Origin of the sequence: Demequina sp., from assembly GCF_016278775.1 — a bacterium.
Taxonomy (GTDB): Bacteria; Actinomycetota; Actinomycetes; order Actinomycetales; family Demequinaceae; genus Demequina.
In genome coordinates, this window is the sequence record NZ_JADQBF010000018.1 from 1 (window position 1) to 21,141 (window position 21,141).

Annotated in this window: 17 protein-coding genes; 5 read left to right on the forward strand and 12 right to left on the reverse strand. The window is 63.7% G+C overall.

Annotated elements, in window-relative coordinates; all coding sequences use genetic code 11:
- Together QZZ33_RS03255 and mltG are read left to right on the forward strand one after the other, a co-directional pair.
- Positions 1-265 (forward strand): sigma-70 family RNA polymerase sigma factor (locus tag QZZ33_RS03255; protein WP_291378155.1); only part of this gene is annotated, 265 nt, incomplete at its 5' end.
- On the forward strand, positions 262-1,215 hold the full coding sequence (gene mltG / locus QZZ33_RS03260) for an endolytic transglycosylase MltG (RefSeq protein ID WP_291378157.1): 954 nt from the start codon (positions 262-264) through the stop codon (positions 1,213-1,215). The genes QZZ33_RS03255 and mltG, both read left to right, overlap by 4 nt.
- Positions 1,216-1,226: 11 nt before the next feature.
- On the opposite strand, the gene QZZ33_RS03265 is transcribed toward mltG, so the two are convergent.
- The 4 genes from QZZ33_RS03265 to QZZ33_RS03280 form a co-directional block, all read right to left on the reverse strand.
- Positions 1,227-3,038 (reverse strand): AMP-dependent synthetase/ligase, encoded by a 1,812-nt coding sequence (locus tag QZZ33_RS03265; RefSeq protein WP_291378158.1) that lies wholly within the window; start codon positions 3,036-3,038, stop codon positions 1,227-1,229.
- Between the two features lie 84 nt (positions 3,039-3,122).
- Complete coding sequence (locus QZZ33_RS03270; RefSeq protein ID WP_291378159.1) at positions 3,123-4,208, reverse strand: branched-chain amino acid aminotransferase; 1,086 nt, start codon at positions 4,206-4,208, stop codon at positions 3,123-3,125.
- Between the two features lie 68 nt (positions 4,209-4,276).
- Entirely contained in the window at positions 4,277-5,107 is an 831-nt protein-coding gene (locus QZZ33_RS03275) for an alpha/beta fold hydrolase (RefSeq protein ID WP_291378160.1), read from the reverse strand.
- Between the two features lie 9 nt (positions 5,108-5,116).
- On the reverse strand, positions 5,117-6,040 hold the full coding sequence (locus QZZ33_RS03280) for a LysR family transcriptional regulator (protein ID WP_291378161.1): 924 nt from the start codon (positions 6,038-6,040) through the stop codon (positions 5,117-5,119).
- A gap of 84 nt (positions 6,041-6,124) precedes the next feature.
- Between QZZ33_RS03280 and QZZ33_RS03285 the strand changes: the two genes are divergently transcribed.
- On the forward strand, positions 6,125-7,087 hold the full coding sequence (locus tag QZZ33_RS03285; RefSeq protein ID WP_291378162.1) for a pyridoxal-phosphate dependent enzyme: 963 nt from the start codon (positions 6,125-6,127) through the stop codon (positions 7,085-7,087).
- Positions 7,088-7,104: 17 nt separating this feature from the next.
- On the opposite strand, the gene QZZ33_RS03290 is transcribed toward QZZ33_RS03285, so the two are convergent.
- On the reverse strand, positions 7,105-7,473 hold the full coding sequence (locus QZZ33_RS03290; protein ID WP_291378163.1) for a type II toxin-antitoxin system death-on-curing family toxin: 369 nt from the start codon (positions 7,471-7,473) through the stop codon (positions 7,105-7,107).
- Positions 7,474-7,476: 3 nt separating this feature from the next.
- Complete coding sequence (locus tag QZZ33_RS03295) at positions 7,477-7,683, reverse strand: CopG family transcriptional regulator (protein WP_291378165.1); 207 nt, start codon at positions 7,681-7,683, stop codon at positions 7,477-7,479.
- A 93-nt stretch (positions 7,684-7,776) separates the two neighbouring features.
- On the opposite strand from QZZ33_RS03295, the gene QZZ33_RS03300 reads away from it, so the two are divergent.
- Positions 7,777-8,667: an HNH endonuclease gene (locus QZZ33_RS03300; RefSeq protein ID WP_291378167.1), complete on the forward strand. Its 891-nt coding sequence runs from the start codon at positions 7,777-7,779 to the stop codon at positions 8,665-8,667.
- 141 nt (positions 8,668-8,808) lie between these two features.
- On the opposite strand, the gene QZZ33_RS03305 is transcribed toward QZZ33_RS03300, so the two are convergent.
- From QZZ33_RS03305 to QZZ33_RS03315, 3 genes are read right to left on the reverse strand one after another with little or no spacing between them, the layout of a single operon-like run.
- Complete coding sequence (locus tag QZZ33_RS03305) at positions 8,809-10,587, reverse strand: DUF1998 domain-containing protein (RefSeq protein WP_291378169.1); 1,779 nt, start codon at positions 10,585-10,587, stop codon at positions 8,809-8,811.
- Positions 10,584-13,706, reverse strand: coding sequence for a helicase-related protein (locus tag QZZ33_RS03310; RefSeq protein ID WP_291378170.1), 3,123 nt, complete (start codon positions 13,704-13,706; stop codon positions 10,584-10,586). The genes QZZ33_RS03305 and QZZ33_RS03310 overlap by 4 nt, the downstream gene beginning before the upstream one ends.
- Entirely contained in the window at positions 13,703-18,412 is a 4,710-nt protein-coding gene (locus QZZ33_RS03315; RefSeq protein WP_291378171.1) for a helicase-related protein, read from the reverse strand. Before QZZ33_RS03315 ends, QZZ33_RS03310 begins: the two co-directional genes overlap by 4 nt.
- Positions 18,413-18,614: 202 nt before the next feature.
- Here QZZ33_RS03315 and QZZ33_RS03320 point away from each other — a divergent pair, with 202 nt between their 5' ends.
- Entirely contained in the window at positions 18,615-19,784 is a 1,170-nt protein-coding gene (locus tag QZZ33_RS03320) for a DNA cytosine methyltransferase (protein WP_291378173.1), read from the forward strand.
- A 109-nt stretch (positions 19,785-19,893) separates the two neighbouring features.
- Here the strand turns inward: QZZ33_RS03320 and QZZ33_RS03325 are convergent, their stop codons facing one another.
- The 3 genes from QZZ33_RS03325 to QZZ33_RS03335 form a co-directional block, all read right to left on the reverse strand.
- Positions 19,894-20,067: a hypothetical protein gene (locus QZZ33_RS03325; protein ID WP_291378175.1), complete on the reverse strand. Its 174-nt coding sequence runs from the start codon at positions 20,065-20,067 to the stop codon at positions 19,894-19,896.
- A 9-nt stretch (positions 20,068-20,076) separates the two neighbouring features.
- Positions 20,077-20,283: a CopG family transcriptional regulator gene (locus QZZ33_RS03330; protein WP_291378177.1), complete on the reverse strand. Its 207-nt coding sequence runs from the start codon at positions 20,281-20,283 to the stop codon at positions 20,077-20,079.
- Between the two features lie 122 nt (positions 20,284-20,405).
- The gene (locus QZZ33_RS03335; RefSeq protein ID WP_291378179.1) at positions 20,406-20,852 is read right to left on the reverse strand and encodes an OsmC family protein; all 447 of its coding nucleotides are present in this window, start codon (positions 20,850-20,852) and stop codon (positions 20,406-20,408) included.
- Between the last annotated feature and the right edge of the window lie 289 nt (positions 20,853-21,141).

A 21,141-nucleotide genomic window follows, 5' to 3' on the forward strand; every position in this document is an offset into this window, starting at 1 on the left:
TTCCGAGTCCATCGTGGAGTCTCTCGACTTCCACGCGGCGCTACTGACGCTCCCGCCGCGGGAGCGCGCCTGCGTGGTGCTTCGCTACCTCGAGGACCGCCCCGTGGCCGGCGTGGCGGCGGAGCTCGGCCTCGCCACCGGCACCGTCAAGCGCTACCTGTCAGACGCGACCGCAAAGCTGCGTGTCGCCCTTGCCGACGTGGAGTTCCCCTCCGAACTCGGCGTCGACGTCGTTTCCCACCCTCAAGCAGGAGGCTCACGATGACCAACGCACACGACTACCTCGCCACCATCGAGCGGCTCGGTGCGGCTCAGTTTGCCGACACGAACCTCTCCACCAGCCACGCGGGCGTGGCGCACCGGGTGCGGGTACACCGCATCGCGCGAGCGTCGGCGACCTCTGTAGCAAGCATTGGTGTGCTGGGAGGCGGCGCCTGGGGCACGCTAGCGCTGCTGGACGGCGCCGCCGATAGTCGGACACCCGGCGTGTCCCCCTCTGCGAGCACCACACCCTCTCCCCCGGAAGATGCGACGATTCTTGAGTACACCGTCGTCTCCTTCTCCACGGGCGACAGGCTGGACGAGTGGGTAGTCGACGCCGCACTTGCGCTTGGAGTGGACGAGCAGGCTTTGCTCGACGCCATCGCCACGGCCGCTCCCGGCGATGCCAACCCGGAGGGCTGGATCAAGCCAGGCTCCTACACGGTGGGACCGGACGCGAGCCCCGCGAAGATCGCCCGTTCTTTGGTGGCTCAGCGGGTGGCGCAACTCGAGACGCTGGGGGTGCCCCGAGAGCAGTGGCAGGACGTCATCACCAAGGCGTCCCTTGTGGAGGCCGAGACGCAGTTGGCGTCTGACATGCCGAAGGTCGCGCGGGTCATCCAGAACCGCCTCGACCAGGCGATGCCGCTCCAACTCGAGTCCCCACTTCTCTACGTGGTGCGCCCCGACGTCAACCTGGTCTCCGATGACGGGTACGCGGTCGACAGCCCCTACAACACCTACATGTATGAGGGCCTACCGCCGGCGGCCATCAACTCGCCTTCCGATGCGGCCGTCGATGCGGTGCTCCACCCGGCGGCGGGCGACTGGCTCTACTTCGTGGTGGTCAACACTGACAACGGTGAGACGCTGTTCGCCACGACCTTCGAGGAGCATGCGGAGAACGTGATGGTGTTCAACGAGTGGTTCTCCGAGCAGGAGCAGGCCGGCTGACCGAGCTGCGGCTACGCCTCGCCGCCGGCCTTGGGGAAGGCGCGGGAGTAGATGTCTTCGACCACAGCAGCGAAGTTCTTGAGGACCACGTCGCGGCGAATCTTGAGCGATGCGGTCAGTTCCTCGCTGGCCTCGGAGAAGCCGCGCGGAAGGATCCGGTACTCCTTGATCGCCTCCGCGCGAGAAACGTGCTCGTTTGCCGCGGCAATGGCGCGCCCCACGAGTTCGCGGACGCGCTCGTTCATCGAAGCCTCCGCAACGTCCATCTCTGGCAACTTGTGGGCCACGAGCCACGCGGGCAGCAACACCTCGTCGAGCGCCACAAGGGCCGACACGAAGTGCCGTCCCTCCCCCACCACCACGGTGTCTTGGATCGCCGGGTGCGATCGCATGGCGTCCTCAAGCACCGCGGGCTGCACGTTCTTTCCTGAAGAGAGCACGAGCAGTTCCTTCTTGCGGCCGACGACGGTGAGCGTGCCGTCGTGAATCTCGCCCAGGTCTCCTGTCGCGAACCAGCCGTCGCGCATGACCTCGGCGGTCAGGTCTGGCGCGTTCCAGTAGCCCGCAAAGGTGTTGATGCCGCGGGTGAGGATTTCGCCATCCTCCGCGAGCGTGAACTCGCCGCCAGCAATCGGTTGGCCCACCGTGCCCATGATGCCGGTCTTGTCGGGAGAGCCAGCGTGCGCCGCCGTCGTCTCTGTGAGCCCGTAGCCCTGGAGCACCTCCACGCCTGCACCGCGGAAGAAGTGCCCGATCTCGGGGGTCAGGCGGGCGCCGCCTGACAGCACATAGGCGAGTTGCCCGCCGAGCAGGTGGCGAATCTTGCCCAGCACCAGGCGGTCGGCGATCGCGAAGCGGAAGTTGAGCCACGCCCCTGCACCACCGGTCTCGCGCGCCATAGACTTCTTGCGCGCTACGCCTGCGGACCAGCGGAAGATCACCTTGCGCGCACCCCTCATGGAGGTGTCCGCACGGTTGTAGATGGTCTCCAACACCCGAGGCACCAGCGGCATCCAGGTGGGCCGGAAAGACGCGAGGTCGGCGGCCAGGGTCTTGTGCGTGGGCGCGTAGCCGATGACGGCGCCGGAGCTCAGCGCGAGCACCATCACCAGTCGCGCAAACACGTGCGCGAGCGGCAGGAACAGCAGACCCCTGGTCTCGCCGCGCACAAAGCCGCCGAAGTTGGGGTCAAGTTCGACGTTCTTGGCATGCTCCACGAAGTTGCGGTGCGTGAGCATGGCGCCCTTCGGCCTGCCGGTAGTGCCCGACGTGTAGATGATGGTGGTGAGATCCGCGCCCACCACGTCTGTGGTGCACGCGTCGAGTTCGGCATCGGAAACGCCCTTGCCCAATTGCGCGAGTTCGTCCATCGCCGCCTCATCGAGGCCGAACACTCGGGGCGCGCCGTCGAGCGCGGCAAGGGTCTCGCGAGACTCGGCCCGCTCCGCAGCAACCACCTTGATGCCAGCGTCGTCGACGATCCACGCGAACTGGGAGTCGGAAGACGAGGGATAGATGGGTACCGTGACCGCCCCTGCGGCGAAGATCGCGAAATCGACGATTGACCACTCGATGCGGGTCTCGCCCACTAGGCCGACGCGATCACCCGGCTTGACTCCTGCGGCAATCAATCCCTTGGCGACGGCGCGCACGCTCGCCTGATACTCGGCGAGCGTGACGGGCGACCACTCGCCCTGCTCGTTCTTGACCTCCGCGAACACGCGGTCCGGTTCCGCCTCGACCAGAGAGTTGAGCAAGGAGGTGAGGTGCATGGTCTCCGGAATGGAGGCGAGGCCTGGGGACGACAACACTGTCTGAGTCATGCCACCAGCATAACCTACGGAGCCGTAAGTTACAGGTCGATCCTGTGCCGATCTCTCGGCGTCAGCGACGCGCTTTTCCGTGCGTCAGGCGACGGCACGCATCCAGCCAAATACGTCGTCTGCACGCCCGTACTGGATGCCAGTGAGCCGCTCCCTCACCGCCATTGTGACCGCCCCTGGCTTGCCCTCGCCCACCGTCAGGTCGAAGTCGGGTGACACCAGCCGCGCGACAGGGGTCACCACGGCAGCCGTGCCGCATGCGAAGAATTCCACCACCTCGCCGCGGGCAACGCCAGCGCGAAGTTCCTCGAGTTCGAGGTCGCGCTCCACCACGTCGTGGCCCTCGTCGCACAGCAGGCCGATGACGGAGTTTCTGGTCACCCCTTCCAGAATGGTGCCCGTTAGGCGGGGTGTGATGACGGAGCCGTCGGCCATCACGGCGAACACGTTCATGCCGCCCAGTTCTTCGATGTACTTGTCCTCGCGCGCGTCGAGGAACAGCACCTGTCCGCAGCCGTTGTCTTGAGCCTGCTGCTGCGGGAGCATGGAAGCCGCGTAGTTGCCAGCCGTCTTGGCCTGGCCGGTGCCGCCCGCGCCTGCGCGGTGGAAGCCTTGAGCCACCCAGATGGAGACCGGCTTCACTCCGCCGGCAAAGTAGGCGCCCACAGGCGAGGCCAGCAGCATGTACTCCACAGTGAGCGAGGGTCGCACCCCCAGGCACGGCTCCGTGCCGATGAGCATGGGCCGCAAATACAGACTTGATTCTGGCTCGTGTGGCACCCACGGGGAGTCGACGCTCAGCAGCGCCTCAATTGAAGCGATGAAGTCCTCTTCCGGAAGCTCTGGAAGCGCCAGCCTGTGCGCCGACGCCGCAAACCTCGCGGCATTCGACTCTGGCCGGAAGAGGTGGACCGAACCGTCGGCCCAACGGTAGGCCTTGAGACCCTCGAACACCTGCTGCCCGTAGTGCAACACCAGGGCGGCCGGGTGGAGCGTGAGCTCGGAGAAGGGATCGACGCGGTGGTCGTCCCAACCCCCGTCGAGCGTCCATGTGGCCTTCGCCATGTGATCTGTGAAGACCGTGCCGAAGGGCGGGGAGTCCATGAGGCGGGCGCGATCGGCGTCCGAGGCAGGAGTGGGATTGCGTGTCACCGCGAAGGAATTGGTCATCGGCTGGCCTCCATGCCGCCACCCTACCCCTGGAAAAGCGCGGCACAAGGGGCCCTCAGGGCTAGTGCCTACGCGTGGGCGATCAGCCAGTCGAGCACGTCGAAGCCCGCGCCCATCACCGAGATGTGACCATCGCCTGGCCGCTCCCACAGGTGGACGCCTGGCACGTGCTGCTCCAACCAGTGGGAGTGAGACACGGGCACGATGCGGTCGTCGGTGCCGTGCACCAGCAGGGTGGGGACGGCGACGCTTTCCACAGCGAAGCCCCACGGGTTGACGTAGGCGAGGTTGTCGGAGACGACTCCACCGAGCCCCTCCGCCACGCCAGCGGCCGCGAGGCCTCCGAACGAGGACCACGTGCCCTCGAGCGCCTCGATGTCCGCCTCTGTGAACATGGCCGGATCGTCGTCCAGGTCCTCCAGGAAGGCGCGCAATGCGTCGGCGCCAGTGACTGCGGTGCGCAACTCCGCAACCCCGCCGTCGTACATCCCTGCGAACCAGTCGAGCCTGGCAGCGTCGTACGGTGCGAGTCCTGAGACGGAGACGGCGGCCGAGACACGATCCCCCAGCAGCGCGGCGCAGGCCAGCGCGTGGGGGCCGCCACCGGAATGCCCCACCACCGAGAAGCGCCCGGCACCCGCAACGTCGGCCACGTGCTGTGTCACTGCGGCGGCATCGACGATGCTCCACGAGTCGGTGGGACTGGAGCCTCCGTAACCGGGGCGGTCGAAGCTCAGCCACCTGATGCCGAGCTCTTCCGACGCGTCGAGCAGCGGAGTGGGAGGCGCTCCGATGCCGGGGGTTCCGTGATGCCAAAAGGCGGTCAGGCGTGCGTCGGCATCGCCCTGCTCGCGCCAGCGAACGATGCCTTGGTCAGTCTCGGAATCGTGAACAATCACGTCGCGAGTCTACGGCGACACTGTGACGGGCTGGGGTGAGCCCACCACCGCGGCGACGATTTCCTTGACCACCGCGCTCGCCGCATCGAGAGCTGGCGGCAGCGGCGGGCGCCCGAGCGACAGCAGCCGGAGGGAGCGGGCGGCGCCCTCGACGCGGGTGACCTCAACGTCGGGATGTCTGTGCGCCGCGAGCGCGAGCCCAGGAAGCATCGTCACCCCGTGACCCACGGCGATGAGCGCTTGGGTGGCCACGTAGTCGTCAGACGCGAAGCGGATGTTCGGCTGGAAGCCCGCCTGCGCGCACGCGCTCACCAGGTAGCCGCGGCATCGTTCGCATCCGGCGAGCCAGTCGTCGTCGTGGAAGTCGACCAGCCCCGCCACTGCCATGGTGCCGTCGATGTGACGCGCCGGAGGGGTGACCAGGTAGAGCGGGTCCTCGCCCATCACGTCGGACGTGACCGCGTCGCTGCATTGTTGCTGGGGGTAGGTGAAGGTGATGGCCAGGTCCACCTTGCCCTCGATGAGCAGGCGCTCTGCCTCAGGCGGCTCGGCCTCCGCGATGTCGAGTTGGAGGCCGGGGTGGCGCTGGGACATTTCGGTGACGATGCGAGGGGCCAGCGTGGCCATGCCCGACGGGAAGATCGCGAGCCGCACGTGCCCGCTATGGAGCGAGACGGCCGACGCGAGTTCCGTGGACGCGCGCGTGATGAGGCCCAGGATCTCCTCTCCCCTGGCGGCCAGGCGCTTGCCGTCGTCGGTGAGGACCAGACCCCGGCCGACGCGGCGCATCAGGACGGCGCCCGTCTCGGCTTCGAGTCGCTTGAGGTGGTGGGAGACGGTGGGCTGGGAGTAGTGGAGGGCCTCCGCAGCGGCCGACGCTGTGCCGTACTTGGCGAGGGCGACAAGGACTTGGAGCCTGGTGACGTCGATCATGCGCTGATTGTATCTACCCTGTCTATGGTTTTGGTCGATAACATTCATTGGACCTCTGGGTGACGGGTGAGCGATGCTCGGGGGATGGAGAAGCTCACCGTTGACGGCGTGTTCGAGGCGGCCGACCGCTTGCGCGATCTCCTGCCCCCGACGCCCGCGTGGTCGTACCCGGTGCTGGACGCGGCCGTGGGCTCACGCACGATCGTGAAGCACGAGAACGTGCAACCCACCGGCGCCTTCAAGGTGCGCGGCGGGCTCAACCTGCTGGCGACGCTCTCCCCCGAGGCACGCGCGGCCGGGCTGATCACTGTCTCCACCGGCAACCATGCCCAGTCCTTGGCGTATGCCGCCGCGCGGTCCGGCGTGTCCGCCACGATCGTCATGCCGCGCAGCACTCCGGCCGGCAAAGTCGACGCGGTACGTGCTTGGGGTGCCCGAGCCGTGATCGAGGGCGCCGACATGGCGCAGGCTGCCGAGTTCGCGGTAGGGCTCGCTGCGCGTGAGGGTCTGCATTTTGTGAACCCCGGCAACACTCCCGCGATCGTCTACGGCCACGGCACGGTGTATTTGGAGTTGCTGCAGGCTCATCCCGAGATCGAGACGCTGTACCTGCCGGTGGGGTCGGGCTCCGGCTTGGCGGGCGCGCTACTGGTGCGCGATGCCCTTGCGCCGTCGACGCGAGTAGTGGGTGTCCAGGCGTCGGGCGCTTCCGCTGCGTATGAATCGTGGCGGACCGGCACCATCCAGACCGTCGAGGCTCATACCTTTGCGGGCGGGCTCGCGACCGGCACCGGTTTTGAACTGCCGCAGTCCGTGATGCGCGACCGGCTGGACGACTTCCTGTTGGTGTCGGACGACGATCTGCGCCACGGCATGTCACTCATGGCGACCGCTGCTCACACCTTGTGCGAGGGCGCCGGGGCTGCTGGCTTGGCCGGTGCGTTGGCTGACCCTGCGCGGCCAGGCATTGTGGGGTTTGCTGTGACGGGCGGGAACGCGTGCGCTTCGGAGATGGCGGGGCTTGGGCGGGTCGCAGCGGGGGTGTAGCGACTCGCGGCCCGGCGTCAGCGCTCGATGACCTTCAGTCCCGGCGCAATCGCCTCGACGTCCCGCAACTCCCCTGACGCGACCTCCATCGTGAGTTCGAAGGCCTCATCTTGAGTGAGGTCGGGCTCACAGCCGTTGAGCGCAAGGAACACGACGGTCGCGTGCCATCCGAGCCGCTTATTGCCGTCGATCAGCGCGTGATTGCACACCAGCGAGTGGAAGAGCGCCGCGGCCTTGAGCTCAAGGCTTGGGTAGGAGTAGGCGCCCATGAACGTGGTCGCGGGGCGCGCCGCAGCCGACTCCAGCAGGCCGATGTCGCGCACCGGCCCCACGCCGATGTCTTCCGCGAGGTACAGCAGGTCCTCGAGGGTGAGCCATTCAGTCATGGGCTAGACGGTGCCGAGGCGATTGAGCGTCTCTGCCCAGCGGTCCTTGGACTCCGCGGAAAGTGCGGCGACACGGTCCTGGTGGCCGAGCCGCGCGGCACGTTCCATGACTGCCCGACGAACGGCCTCTTGCTTGGAGCCGTTGTCGTGCTGCGCCAGGAACGCCAGCGCGGCCTCGAACTCGGGATCGGTGCGCAGTGTCATAGCCATGGGGCAAATGGTATCACTGTGGTATCACAGATGTCATGGGACATATTCGCCTTGGCACTAGCTTCTCGTCAGCAATTCCGACAAGCTACGGACATGCCGTCCGACACCGAAGAGCTCCGGCGCCGAATCTACTCGGATGTCTTGACAGCGTCCGACGGCGGAACCCGGCCGGTCTCTCGTGACTACCTGCTCGGATACGAAGTTGACGGACAGCGACTCCCTCTGGTTGACCCGCAGGGACGCGGCATCCGCAACCGAGAGGATTGGCCCACGACGCTCTCTATCGTCACCTCAGAAAAGGGCCGGTACCTCGACACCGAAATCGCGCCCGGTGTCTGGACCTATCCACTGGCCATCGACAAGCACGGCCGACGCGACCCCTCGAATGGGAAGTTAGTGCGAGCGCATGAGGATGGGGTGCCGGTCCTGTACTTCTACAAACCAATTCCCAAGCAATACCTGTTGATCGGGCAGGTCTACGTCACCGCCATTGACCTGGGGGCTATGACGGCCACCGTTGAACTCGCCGAGCGCGCGGAAGCTGGCAGCGCGGTCGAGGTCGAGATCGAGCGGATGTGGATTGACAGGCTCGTGCGAACGCGCCTTCACCAGCCTCGCTTTCGCATGATCGTGATGGACGCGTACGCGTCGAGGTGCGCCATCTGTGCGCTCCCAGAGGCATCGCTACTGGATGCCGCACACATCCGCAGTGACACAGATCCCAATGGCCAACCCGTGGTGGAAAACGGCCTCGCCTTGTGCTCGATACACCACCGCGCGTACGACGCCAAGAGCATCGGCATCGACGCGGGCTACCGACTGCATGTGAGCCCCCGACTGCTGGCGATGGAAGACGGGCCTGTTCTCGTGCATGCAATCCAAGGGATTGATGGCAAGCGACTCGCGGTAGTACCGGAGCGAAAGAAGCGGCCAGACCCACACCGACTGGAGCTCACGTTCAAAGACTTTCTCAACGCTCAGTGAGCGGGTTCGCGGTCGCTACGCCGCAACGCCCCCGGCCTACACCGCTAGACGACTGCCTGATGCGCGTGAGAACTGCGACGGACACACAGCCACAACGCGACCCGGAATTGACCCTGTACCGCCCAGCGTTGGCCTCTAGTCTTAACCCGTGATCGCGTCCAGCACGGGGACCAGCAGCCCTCGCGTGTGCTCGTCTCCGACAAGCAGGACGCGATCGAGGAGCACGTTGGATCCTTCACATGACGTCTCTGAGGCTAAGAGACATGAGTGACACGCTGCGAGGTTGAGCCCGTCCAAGTTATGCGGATCTGACTCTGCGCAAACTGGGTCGTTCGAGCACCAATTGAGCTGCGCGATCGCCCGCGCAATCGCGGTCCCGATACGGTCATGTTCACCCTCGCGGACAAGACCACCGAGAGTCCCCTCTTCGTCGCTTGAAGTCGTGTAGATGAATACTCCGTAGTTCCCTCCCTCTCCGCAGTAGACGCGTTCGCGCAAGGATGCAGCGGTGTAGCCCGACGTGAACGCAAGCTCTCGAAGTAGCGCATGCGCGAGCGAATGCAGAGCGACAAACTGTGCGGAGAAGTTGTGAAGTCGCGCCGCAAACCGCGACTGGATGGCCTTCATCTCGAGCAGACCCGCCCGGGCCTGCACTCCCGGGTCAAGCAACCACTCATTCACCGCACGCTCGCTGACTCTCAGAAAGATACCTTCGCCAAAGCCTTCAATCGCGGGAAGCCACGACGCTTCATTCGGGATTGCACTGACCGAAGGCACAGGGTCCGCGTCGGGGCGGTATCTGCTGAAGCTGACGCTCGCGCGGACCTCCCGGAGGCGGTCAACCAGAACAATCGATTCGAACAGGTTTGCGAGGGCCCGTTCGACCGGATCCACTGAGTGGAGCTCGAACCCACCCTTGCGCGTCTTGAAGTTGACCTCGTCCGCCTCGTCGCGGTTGGCAGCCTCGAACGCAGCGAACTCCTCGGCGAGGAGCCCAGCGCGGACGCCCGGCGTCGCACGTATCCCGCCAACGGCGGCCTCACTTGCGATGGCCTCCACCACATCGGCAGTGATGTCGAGTGCGGCAGCGATGATCTCGGCGAGCGCTCGAGCGTGTGGCAGATGAAGAGATTCCTTCAAGCCCAAGAAGAGTGGATGCGCCGATACCCGCTCTTCTACGGTCATCTCGGTGCGTGTCATAGAAGGTATATCGATCGCAGACGTGGTCTCACCGTAGTGAAAGCTGGTTGCTCCGCGCTGGAGTACTTCTAGAGGTGAGTCACACTCTTTCCAAGTGCCTTCCCAGGGCTGCACTCCGTGGCACCGCAGTCCGTCACGCACGAGGACATCCGCACGGAGGTCGCCGAGTGTGCGAGCCGCGTCGCACGCGTCGCATATCACCTCAAGGCCAGATAGGCCGGGCGAGCCATTCGCGGCCTGGCGAAAGCGAAGGCGAGGTCCTTCCTTGCACTCTGTGCTCACCCCCGGAGCTCTGTGGACCCATTCACGCCACGGAACATCTGTAGCGTGGCTCCTGTCACGACACGCCACGACAAAACGCATCGGAACGAGCCGCCCGCCATCAGAAGTGCAGGCCGGGGCTACCCCGTTCTCTTCCTTCGGCCCCCACCTCACCATCTGACGACAGGTTTGGCAGAACAACCACGCTGGAAAGCGCGCAACCTGGATGCCTAGCGCATGCGGGTCCGCCGCGTCGTCGCGCATTGGAGGTCGGTACAGCTTCTGCACGCCTATCCTCGAACTGAGGCGCTCGCATACGACCTCCTCGAGGAGCGAACGTTTTGGCCAGTTCTCGCCAGTGAGCGTCACAAATGACTCGCCGAGCACATCAACGACGGCTCCGGGCCCAAATGGGGATATCAACTGGGAGGCGCTCAGCCGAAGTACGCGCGTGGTCATGTGCTTTCTCCTCTTGGGCGTATGCGGACCTGCCTGTCGACAGACCTCATGGAGTGCATCGTCGGCCAACCCGGACCGTCGTCGCCGAAACTCTTGAGCAACCGCTCCTGCACGTCCTTCCGCGATTCGTACTTGAGTGGCGTTGGCGAAGACCTGATGCGCGCCGCCCAATCGTCGGCCGCGGCACGCAACTCCGAGAGCACGTCCGCGGCTTCGCGCGGATCCGCCACGGTGATGTGCCTTTCAAGCATTGACAGGGCCTTCTGCACCCCCCGTGCGCCTTGCTCGAAGAGTCCAGCCGAGGAATTTGAACTCCAACCCGCGCCGTGCCTCACAAGGATCACGAGAGCCGCCCGCGCCGCGCGCCGGCGCGCCTGGAGCGCCCAGGGCGTGACCGACGTCGGTTCGACAAACCGGTAGAACGAATTGTGGAAGTTGCTAAACGACTCAAAGGTCGACCGATCCCTTGCCTTGCCAGACCTGTACAGCGTCATCACGATGCCGGGGGTCTCGTCGCGGCCCACTCGACTCGTGGCCTGGATGTATTCCGAAGTGGTCTTGGGTTGCCCATTTACGAGCATCAAGCCGAGTCTGCTGACATCAATGCCCACGGAAAGTATGTTTGTAGCCGCAACCGCGTCAATGGCGCCTGGCTCGCCCTTTGCCACCGCGAGGCGCTCGAGCACCTCGACCAACTCGTGTGACTTGACGTTGCTCGTCAGCTCCACCACTCCATCGGGTGTAAGCGTGCGTGCGCCGACGCGTGACTTGGCTTCGCGCTGAAGTAGGTCTCGAACATCATCGCGAAGGATCGTGACCGTGCGGCCCAACTCGCGCAGGCTGTTGTGATAGAGCACCAAGGTCCAGTAGGAGTCTCGTTCTTGAGGCTCAAGCGGGACCGCGTCGGCGCCCGCCAATAGTCGGCCCGCCACCTGGCCGATCGACCAGGCTGGCGCAAACGCCTGTGGCATGAGCCCGAGGTAGAGGCGTCCAGGCGAGTCTCGGTCGATACGTGCGAAGTAGCTATCGTCGGCATTGAGGCCCGACGGCGGAAAGACCGACACTTCAGCGGCCATCAGACCGCGAACTTGCTCAGATGCCGAGCGGATCGTTGCCGTTGATGCGACCGTCTTTGGCGTCGTTCCGCGCCATGCCAACAATGCGCGCAGCGCTGCTTCGTAGATCCCTACGATCGTCCCGAGCGGGCCTGATATCAAGTGCAACTCGTCCTGGATCACGATGGATGGTGGGTCGAACGGGACGTTTGCGAGACCGAAGACGGAGCCCCCGTTCGCAGTCCATGCGAGACGGGCAAACTTGTCGACCGTCGCGACGACCACCGTCGGCGGGCTGGCAAAGATGCCTTCGTCGACGACTTGGAGGGGTAGGGCACCGTGGAACTCGCAGTCCTTATTCACGCAGTAGATGCGAAAACTATGTGGGGTGGCATCAAAGCCGTACGCATCGTCGCGGCCTGAACGCCGAGTTGGCAGCAATGGGGTAGAGCACCAAGGACACATTCGGACTTGAAAGGGATTCTCAGGCGTCTGTTGTGATCGGACATCCTTCAGCGACTCCACTGCGGATTTGAAGGTGCCTGGAGTGGTCTCGTTCCCGAGGAGGAGGCCGATGCCAAATGGTGGCGATGCCTTCAGTTCGTCGCGTTCCAGGCGCAGCAACTCAAGCGCACAAATGAGTCGCGCCGTTCTCTGAAACTGCTGTGCTGTGAGCAATCGCATTGTGTATCGAGTGATCACAGCGGTACCACCGCCTTGGTATCCACGACTCAGCCGACGTCGCACCATCTCGACAGCCGCCAATCCCAAGTATGCCTCGGTCTTGCCGCCGCCGGTTGGGAACCATATGAGGTCGACGAGGTCGCGCTCTTCGTGGCTCGGATCGACTGTGGATGGAAGCGCCATGAGGATGAATGCAAGCTGGAATGGGCGCCATGCCGGTTCTTTGGCGCCACCCCGCGAAGCTTGCATCGCCATCGCCAGGTTCGCCAGGTGAAATGCCTTGCGCACCTGCTTATCAGAGCCCAGTAGCTGGATGCCCGCTTCGATCCGCTCGGTGGCGCGTCGGATGCGTGCAACGATGGCTGTCGCTGTCGCGCGGTCGCGTGAATCCGGTTCAGCCAGAGCTTCCGTCTCACGCTCGCGTGCCCAAACGACGTAATCCGCAAACAGCCCTCGCAATGCGCCGAGAAGGTCCGTCTCAGGAACGCTCTCGTCCGCCAGCCATCGCATTTGAAGTGCCCGGTCGCTCTGTGAGCGGAAGACAACCGGAGGGACGACTTGGTGCGGCATCGCGGTTGTCACGGCGCTCACCACTGGTCTCGATGTACTCCAAGCAGTCCCCACGCCATGCCCGACGGCGAAACTTGGGTGGTTGCGATAGCGATACGCGAGTTCACGATCCTCAGTCGAGGCGTTGACGACAGCCGAACTGGGGTAGGGGAGCAACTCGCCTCCAATCACCTCGACCTCGACCTCACACTGGAATAGGACCTTCTCCACCTCGCGCTTCGCGGTGCCTTGCTTTGCTCTGCTGAGATTTGATAGGGCAACCGTGATGATGGAGTTGCCTTGGGAGTTCCTGGAGCGCCACTGCAGGCGGGCTCGGCCATCCCAGATGTCGCGGGCGTCGCTGGCTCCGCCTGGTACTTCGATGGTCGTGGGAGGCAACTCGCGGCGACGCCAGGACCCGTCGGCGGTGGATCGCCTCGACTCCCTCACCTCCTCCCCGCCCACGGGCTCGTAGACCGCGGCTCGTGCTGTGAAGCGGAGTGACGGCGCATCGTGTACGCAGGACAGCCCCAGAGCGGAAGGCACCCACCCGGTCGCTGCGGTGAGACTCCCCAAGTCTTCGTCAGTTGCGTAGTCGCTCAGTTCGGAGTCAACGTCGAGAATCACATCGTCATCACCGCCAACGGTCATCGTCGCAACCGGTTCGTCGACCGGGCTCCCATCTTCATCTTCGACTGGGAAGAGCATGCCTGAGAGGTATGCGTAAGTGGGACTCGCCTCCAAGACCTCGCTGCCGCCGAACTTTGGACCGACGAAATGGGCCGCCAGGTAGTCCGCAACAGCCGCCTGCCCTGGAGATTTGCTCGTCATGACTCGGACCTCGTTTCCCATAGGTGGTCGAACTCCGTGTACGCGAGTTCCTTGTCGAATTGGCTGAAAGTGTCAGCAACATTGACCACCAAGCAGTCCCGCGTGCCACCATTGCGCGGCCCACGAAGTCCGCGCCCAACCATTTGGATGTAGCGATTTGGTGAGAACGTGGGCCGGGCGATGTAAAGAGCGCGGACCTGGGGCGCGTCAAACCCTTGCGTGAGCAGATCGCAGTTGACGAGAACTTGTGTCTTTCCGTCCCGAAAGTCCTCAATCTTGCGCCGACGCTGTTGAGGTCGCATGCTGCCATCTACGGCCTCGGCGGTCCGGCCGCGGTTGCGCAACAGCGCTGCGGTCACGTGCGCTGACACGACTGAAGGAGTAAAGACGAGAATGGGCCAAGACGGATCCTGCTGAAATATGTGGTCTACGAGCATCTCCGTTCGATCGAGGTTTGCCCCGAGGTTCTTGAGGATTTCACGCGAGACATCGTCCCATGCCTTCGACCCGGTTGCGCCGTCGCGCGGGCTGTCCGGCACCGCGACTCCTTCGAGCACTTGGTGCTCGACGCGCGATAGAACCTCCATTTCGCGCAGCTGGCCGATCGGGTCGTCCACGTCAAGGGCGTTAAGAAGGTTGTTGCCAAAACGCGCCACGAACTGTTGATTCACAACGGCGTTGCGTCCCCTGAAGGGCGTTGCGGTAAGTCCCAACAATGGCCGCTCCGTCTTGGCGCCTGCGCCAGCCGTAATGCCAAGCCATCGCAAGATCTCGGTATACGTCGGTGAGCCCGCTCGATGCGCTTCATCGATGACGGCGACGCTGCAGGATCGGAGCCACTCGTGCGCCGTGCGGTTGTGGGGGTCGCCAATCATGCTCTTGAGTTTGTCGTCGGTGGCAACGACAACCTGCAATTCCTGCAATGACTCGTCAACCTCGTGGTTTGCCCAATACCGGCTGATCTCGAGCGGGCGCTCGTCTCCGATCGCGCGCCACACCTCTGTCCACGAGAGGATCGCTTGCTCGCACAGTTCCGCGGATTGAGCGACCCAGAGAACTGGAGAAGCCAACCGGTCATCCCGCATGAGCTCCGCTATCGATTGCGTCGTTACACGGGTCTTTCCTGCACCGGTCGGCAAATACAGAAGGCCACGACGAGATCCGCCGTTCTCGGTTTGGGTAGTCAAGAGCTGTTCGATCTTTCCCGACAGATCACGTTGGAAGTCGTGCAACTCTTTGAGTTCAACCTTGCCCGGAATGAGTTCGCTTGTTGCGGCCCGCAGTTCGCGGCTCCCCGCGTAGACACGTGGAAAGCCAATCCGAAGCACAAAATTCGCCGCCTCGGCACTACCGTCCCATGTTCGAGGCGGGTTGAGGCCCATGGCCTCCATGGCCTCCTTGAGCTCGCGTAATGCGTCGTTGCCGTAGGTGCTCAGGAAGAGGATCGACACCTGTTTGTCGGAAAGGTCGCCCTGCCGCTGTTCGACAAGCGCGAGCAGGCCGTCGGGCAATTTGCTGGCGAGGCGCTCCCTTCCAACGAGGGCGAGCAACTTCTGCCATAGTCCGGGCTCGGCGAGCACGCGCTGGATGTGGTCGTTGTAACGGAACTTCTCGTCCGCCTCTATCACCTGCGAGATCTCATTCGGTGTGAGCTCGAGCGTCAAGGCGTTCGAGACACACTGAAGTACCTGATGCTCGTCAAGGGCGCTGTCCACGAGGACTTCGTGCCCTTCCAGATGGAAACTTAGCGGGGTGGCAACTTGTCCTGTGGGGCTCGAGACGCGCCTGACAATTTCGTGGCAAGCGCGAATCGAGTAGCCCAAGGGAAGGTCGTCGACGATGCGCTCAAGCGTTGGGTAGAGAAATTTGAGGGATTGTGGTTCACCTGCGGGAATCCAGTCGACCGCCCTCGAAATCACATCTACAGCGCTTGCCAGGCCCCAGACATCTCTTAAGGTCTGGGTTAACTGGCCTTCGGGCACGTATCGCACGTCGAGGTGTCCGAGGTCGTCAAGCTCGGACTGCGAAGCTGTGATCGCCCGTCTCCGGTCGACGAGTTCAACAAGGTCGCTACCCGCGCTCAGCGCCGGAATCCGAGCGACGTCCGCTAGCTCAGCCCTGCACGCTGCCTCGCCAAGAAGCGCGTGAAAGGACTCGAGGCTTCGCACTTGATAGCCAGACCGCTCGAGGAAACTCTGTAGCACGTGGGTGGGAACATCTCCTAGCCTCGTCGGGAGACCCAATACCTGCCAGTCGGGGCTGGTCGCGACTGGAATTAGGTCACCAAACTCAGTGAGGTCGTGGGAAACGACGGCTCGCGCCCGGCGGAGTCCGAGCGATGACCCCACCAGGCCATACTTCTTGGCCGCCCACACCTCCGGCCGTTCGAAACTCGCTGAGACGTACTTGTTGGCATTAACACGGATCTGGGCCGCGAGCTTTGGCTCGTCGACCCACTGGATGATGTCGAATGTCCACTGCGCGATCACCCCTTCAGTTGCGGGGTTCGCGCTGGCGTCAAGTTCGCGGAGAATGTCGAGAGGACCCGCGCCGTTGTAAGGCTCGAACTGAAGCTCGCCCCTGGAACGCTCTCCGTACTCGTCGCGAACTGCCTTTTCCGCGTGTTTTTGCATGGCATCTGTGTAAATGGCCCACGACTCCTCAAGCCCAACGGGGTAGTCACCGGTGACTTCATCTACCGCGCCAGCAAGGACCGCGAGATCGCGTCTTCCCCGGATGGCTTGAAGGTCGATCGCGCGGTCCGGAAGTCCCGGGACCCTCGAGGCATCGACACACACTTCCCGAGCGGGCCTCCATCTCCCCACGATGGTCGGCAGTCTCATCTCTACGCGACGTTCTGTGATGGCATTGATGGCCTCGGCCGCACCCGGCGTGCTCGCAGTGGCGAGCACCAGCCACAATTGTCGCCAATGCTCATCATTCCAGTTGCTGCTTGCACGAGAAGCGGCGGCGACCGCAACGACATCTGGCGAAGGATCTCGGACGCCGATGGCCCGTAGAGATTCGTTGACACCGGTGATTGCCCCCAAGCCTGAATCGACCACGCGAGCCTGAGAGAGTGGAATGTCAACCTCAAGGGCGAACACGACTGAACTGGCGTCGCGAGCCGCAGCATAGTCGCCATCCGCAAGCGGAATCACCCGCGCCTTGGCCATTTCATCCCACAAGACCTTGTCGCCTTTGGCTCCAGCCACTATGTGCAACGCTGCCGCAACAGCCTTTGGCCCACCCAAGCCGACGAGCTGTTCAACCCACTTCGCCAACGGGAGAACCCCGCACGCAGCCTCGCCTTCATCGTTGACAAGCAAACCCCGAAGCCGCGCTGCGCGAGTAGGCGTCGAGTAGCACGTCCAATGAGGCATGGACCCAACCGGGTTGAGGGCGGTCCAAATCCTCACCATGTCCGGAGGCAAGGCGAAAGCATTCACTTGGCCAGAAACGGCTGGAGCCACGATTTGGTTGGCCACAGCCCAGTCACCAGCGGCGGTGGGAACGAGAGGGATACGCCGAGCGAGCTGTGGCAGCCGCTCGGACATATAGCGGTCCGCGGCCGACCGGACCTCACGGCCACGAGCTGGAAGTATGTCCAAGTGGCGCGCGGGGTCCGTATCGGACGACTCAAGGCGCGCAGCCGTGAGGACGAGTTCAGCTGCCACCTCCAACAGTTCTTGATTGAGTTCGCTTCCAGGGAGCATGGATGTGCGATCGTCGTTGACTTGCCATGGCGCGTTGAATATGCCGCTCGCTGTGGTCTCATCCTGCAGCGGGAACCAAGCCCAGAATCTACCGACGGCACTCCCGCCGGGTCCCTGTTGGAGGGCATACGAGACCGTCACCTGATTGCGACGGAAGAGCGCTGGCAGCCCTTTGGCAACGCCGTCAGACACCTGGTGACGGCGCTCTAGTAGCCTCCAGCGTTGAAGCTTGCCACCTGGCTCCTCGAGTTGCACGAGGTTGCTGTCCGAATCGAAAACGCGCCGATAGGTTCTTGTTTCGATCGACCCATCTATGTCGGCGAGTGACACGTCGACACGTGTGAGATTCGGCGCAAACAGCAAGTACTTGGCATCAAACTTGTCGAGCTCGCGTCGTATGCGGTCCCCGCCGCGGATCAGAGGTAGCCGGACAATGGTCGTAGCCCACTCCATGAGGCTCGCAACATTCGGATCCACGTGCGCCAACGAGACTGGATCTACCAGGCTCGGCACTCTCAAGGTCGGCACGCGGCTCGGGCGGTAGTCGAGATTTGACAACAGGGCCGTAGCTTCGGGCTCGTTAAAGCCAAAACTCACAGAGCGGCTCAGTATCTGAGGACGATCGCTGACGCCCAGTACTGACTTGAAGCCAAGACCAAATCGACCAATCTTGTCATCGCTCTTTGAACTTAGAAACGCCCCTGCAACTGCCTTGATACCATCATCCGAGAAAGGTCTTCCTTCATTCGCGCAATACAGAACCCCATCGGCAATGCGAAACTCGACACGACCTGGCACGTCGAGTTGGTCGACTGCATTTTGCAAGAGTTCCTGAACCTGACGCTCTCCATATCCGCCTCCCTCGAAGTTGTCTTCCATGCCGACGTGCTCGGCCAGAAGATCGGGATCGCGAGAGTAGTGCTCGATGGTGATCCTTTGGCGCTCACGAATCCGCCTCTCCAGCTCACCGTCTGCCGCGTGCCAACTCACCTGTGTTCTCCCCTCCCAAGCAAACCCCACCTGCCTTGCTCACCATATCGAGAGGTGACGACACGTGGGCCTCGAGGTCGAGCATTCCACACCGCGCGTTGCTCCCAGGAATATTGGAATGGGCCTTGCATGTGTGAGTTGACCTGCGCCCAACTTGCGCGCCGGTCCGCCTCCCCACGTCGAAGTCTCATAGAGTGTGTGCGTGGCAACAGCGATCACCGTTCTCGATCTGTTCGCAGGGGCAGGCGGGATCACGTGCGGACTTCATGCTGCGAGCGACCGCTTCGAGACGGTCAAGGCCGTCGAGTTGGATGTGGACGCGGCGGCGACTTATCGGCAGAACTTTGGCGACGTCGTCTATCAGGGGTCGATCCAAGACTGGCTCGCGACAAATCAGGTTCCGCTGGCGGACGTGATAGTCGGAGGTCCGCCGTGTCAGGGATTCTCCACTCTTGGCAAGCAGGACATCGAGGATGAACGCAACACCCTTTGGCATGAGTACGCGAGGACCATCGCACTCGCAGAACCGAAGTATTTTGTTGTCGAGAACGTCGCGACATTCTTGAAATCGAAGCAGTACGAAGACTTCATCGCGGAGACGAGCGACGGTGAACCACTGGCTGCATATCGGATTCAGGCAACGGTCCTCAATGCGGCAGACTTCGGCTCGCCTCAGGCACGCAAACGCGCGGTGCTGATTGGGCACCTCGCGACCCTCCCATTCCCCGGTTTCCCGGAGCCGACCACACTCGGCGCGCATCGCACCGTGCGGCAAGGGTTGAGGGGCGTGCGACGCTCGGTAACCAACACCACGCTACCCGCACGGAAAGTGGCCGTCGGAGACCGTGTGTTGGCAGGGCCGTTCACGTCTCGCGAACTGCACCTGGGCCGAGACTACGAACCACTGTCGCTAGCCCGTTTTGCGAGCATCCCTCCTGGCGGGAACCGTTTTGACCTCCCGGAGGCGCTCAAGGCACGTTGCTGGGTCGCCCATACGAGTGGCTCCGGCGATGTGATGGGGCGCATGCACTGGGATCGACCTTCGGTGACAATCAGAACTGAGTTCTTCAAGCCCGAGAAGGGCCGGTACCTTCACCCTGAAGAAGACCGTGCGATCACGCACTTTGAGGCAGCCCGCCTGCAGGGGTTCCCGGACGACTTCCAGTGGATCGGGTCCAAGACTTCGATTGCCCGGCAGATTGGGAATGCAGTGCCGATTCCTTTGGCGCAAGCGATCGGGGCACAGCTCGTTGCCGCCATCGATCGCGAGGCTCAGCCAGCCTTGCGCCGTGGGCCTCTCAATACCGCACCGAGTCCGTCGGACGGCACGGTACGCCAGAACGGTGAGCTGCCATGGTCTGGTAGCAGTTGAGCCTTGTCTATGCGGACAGCCAGACGGATCGGCTACTGACGCCCGGCGTCAGCCACACCCTTCGTGTCCCCCGCCATCACTGTCCCGACCACACCGAGCACAATCACTGTCACTGCGCGGCCTTGAGCTCAAGGCCCGGGTAGGCGTCGGCACCCATGAGGGTGGTATGCGGACGCGCAAGCGCGGACTGCAGCAGCCCCAGGTCGCGCACGGGGCCGATGCCCTCGCGCTCGATAATCACCATCACGACGTCCAGGGGTACGCCGCGGGTCGGTCCCGTCATGCCCGGTTCCTAGACAGAGCCGAGGCGGTCGAGCGCGTCACGGTACGTCACACTCACGCGCTCGTAGGCACTCATGGCGTCGTCGGCGAGACGGGACTGCGCGTCATCGCGGAGAATCGCGCGGAGCGCGGCCTCATGCTTGGACACGCCCTGCTGGGCAGCAAGTCGCTCAAGCGCGGCCTCCACGGCCGAGTCGGTACGAAGTGTCATCGCCATACGAACGATGGTATCACTTTGGTATCAGTCGCAGCCGCCAGCACCTGCGCAACCGAACCGCGGGACCGCCCCACGTTCGGAGGCGGCCCTGCGGGCCAAGCAGATCGTGCGGTGCTGTGGTGTTAGCCGACCGTCACGAGGTTGGCGATCTTGATCGACACAGGCGTCACGTTTGCGAGGTTGTCTGAGACGGGGCACCGGCTTTCAGAGATGCGTGCGATCTCCTCGAGCTTGGCGTCGTCAGCGTCGCCCTCGACCTCGATGGTCACCTCGATGGCGTCGTAGCCCGCGCGCACGTCCATGTTCTTGCCCATGAACTTGGAGGGGTCCAGGTCGCCACGTGCGGTCGCCTTGAACGAGGTCAGCGTAACGCCCTGCTCCTTGGCCACCAAGTGCACTACGACGTTGAGGCACCCCAGCAGGGCGCCCAGCACATACTCGACAGGGTTGGGGCCGGTGTCTCCACCGCCCAGCGACTGTGGCTCGTCAACAAGGAACTCGAAGTCGCGGGCCTTGACGGTCAGCCCCGTGTCGCTGGTGGATACTGCAGTCGCCTCAAAGGTGGCCATGGTTTCGCTCCATCACAATTCACGCGAGAAGAGTTCGACTCCGTCGGGGCCGCTCCCGCGCAACTGCCGGGACGAAGGGGGACGTCTTCCACGCTACGGAGGGGTCTGACGGGGTCCACGGGACGAGGGTCCCTCCCCCCTCACGGAGTGTGAGCAAGTCGACCCCGTCAAGGGGTGCGCAAGTCACAGCGAGGGCAACGCCCGTCGGCCACGCAAGCACGGCACGAGAGCCCGGCACCGCTCTGGCTGTGACTTGCGATGGGGTGCGGTGTGCGGCGGGTGCGGTGAG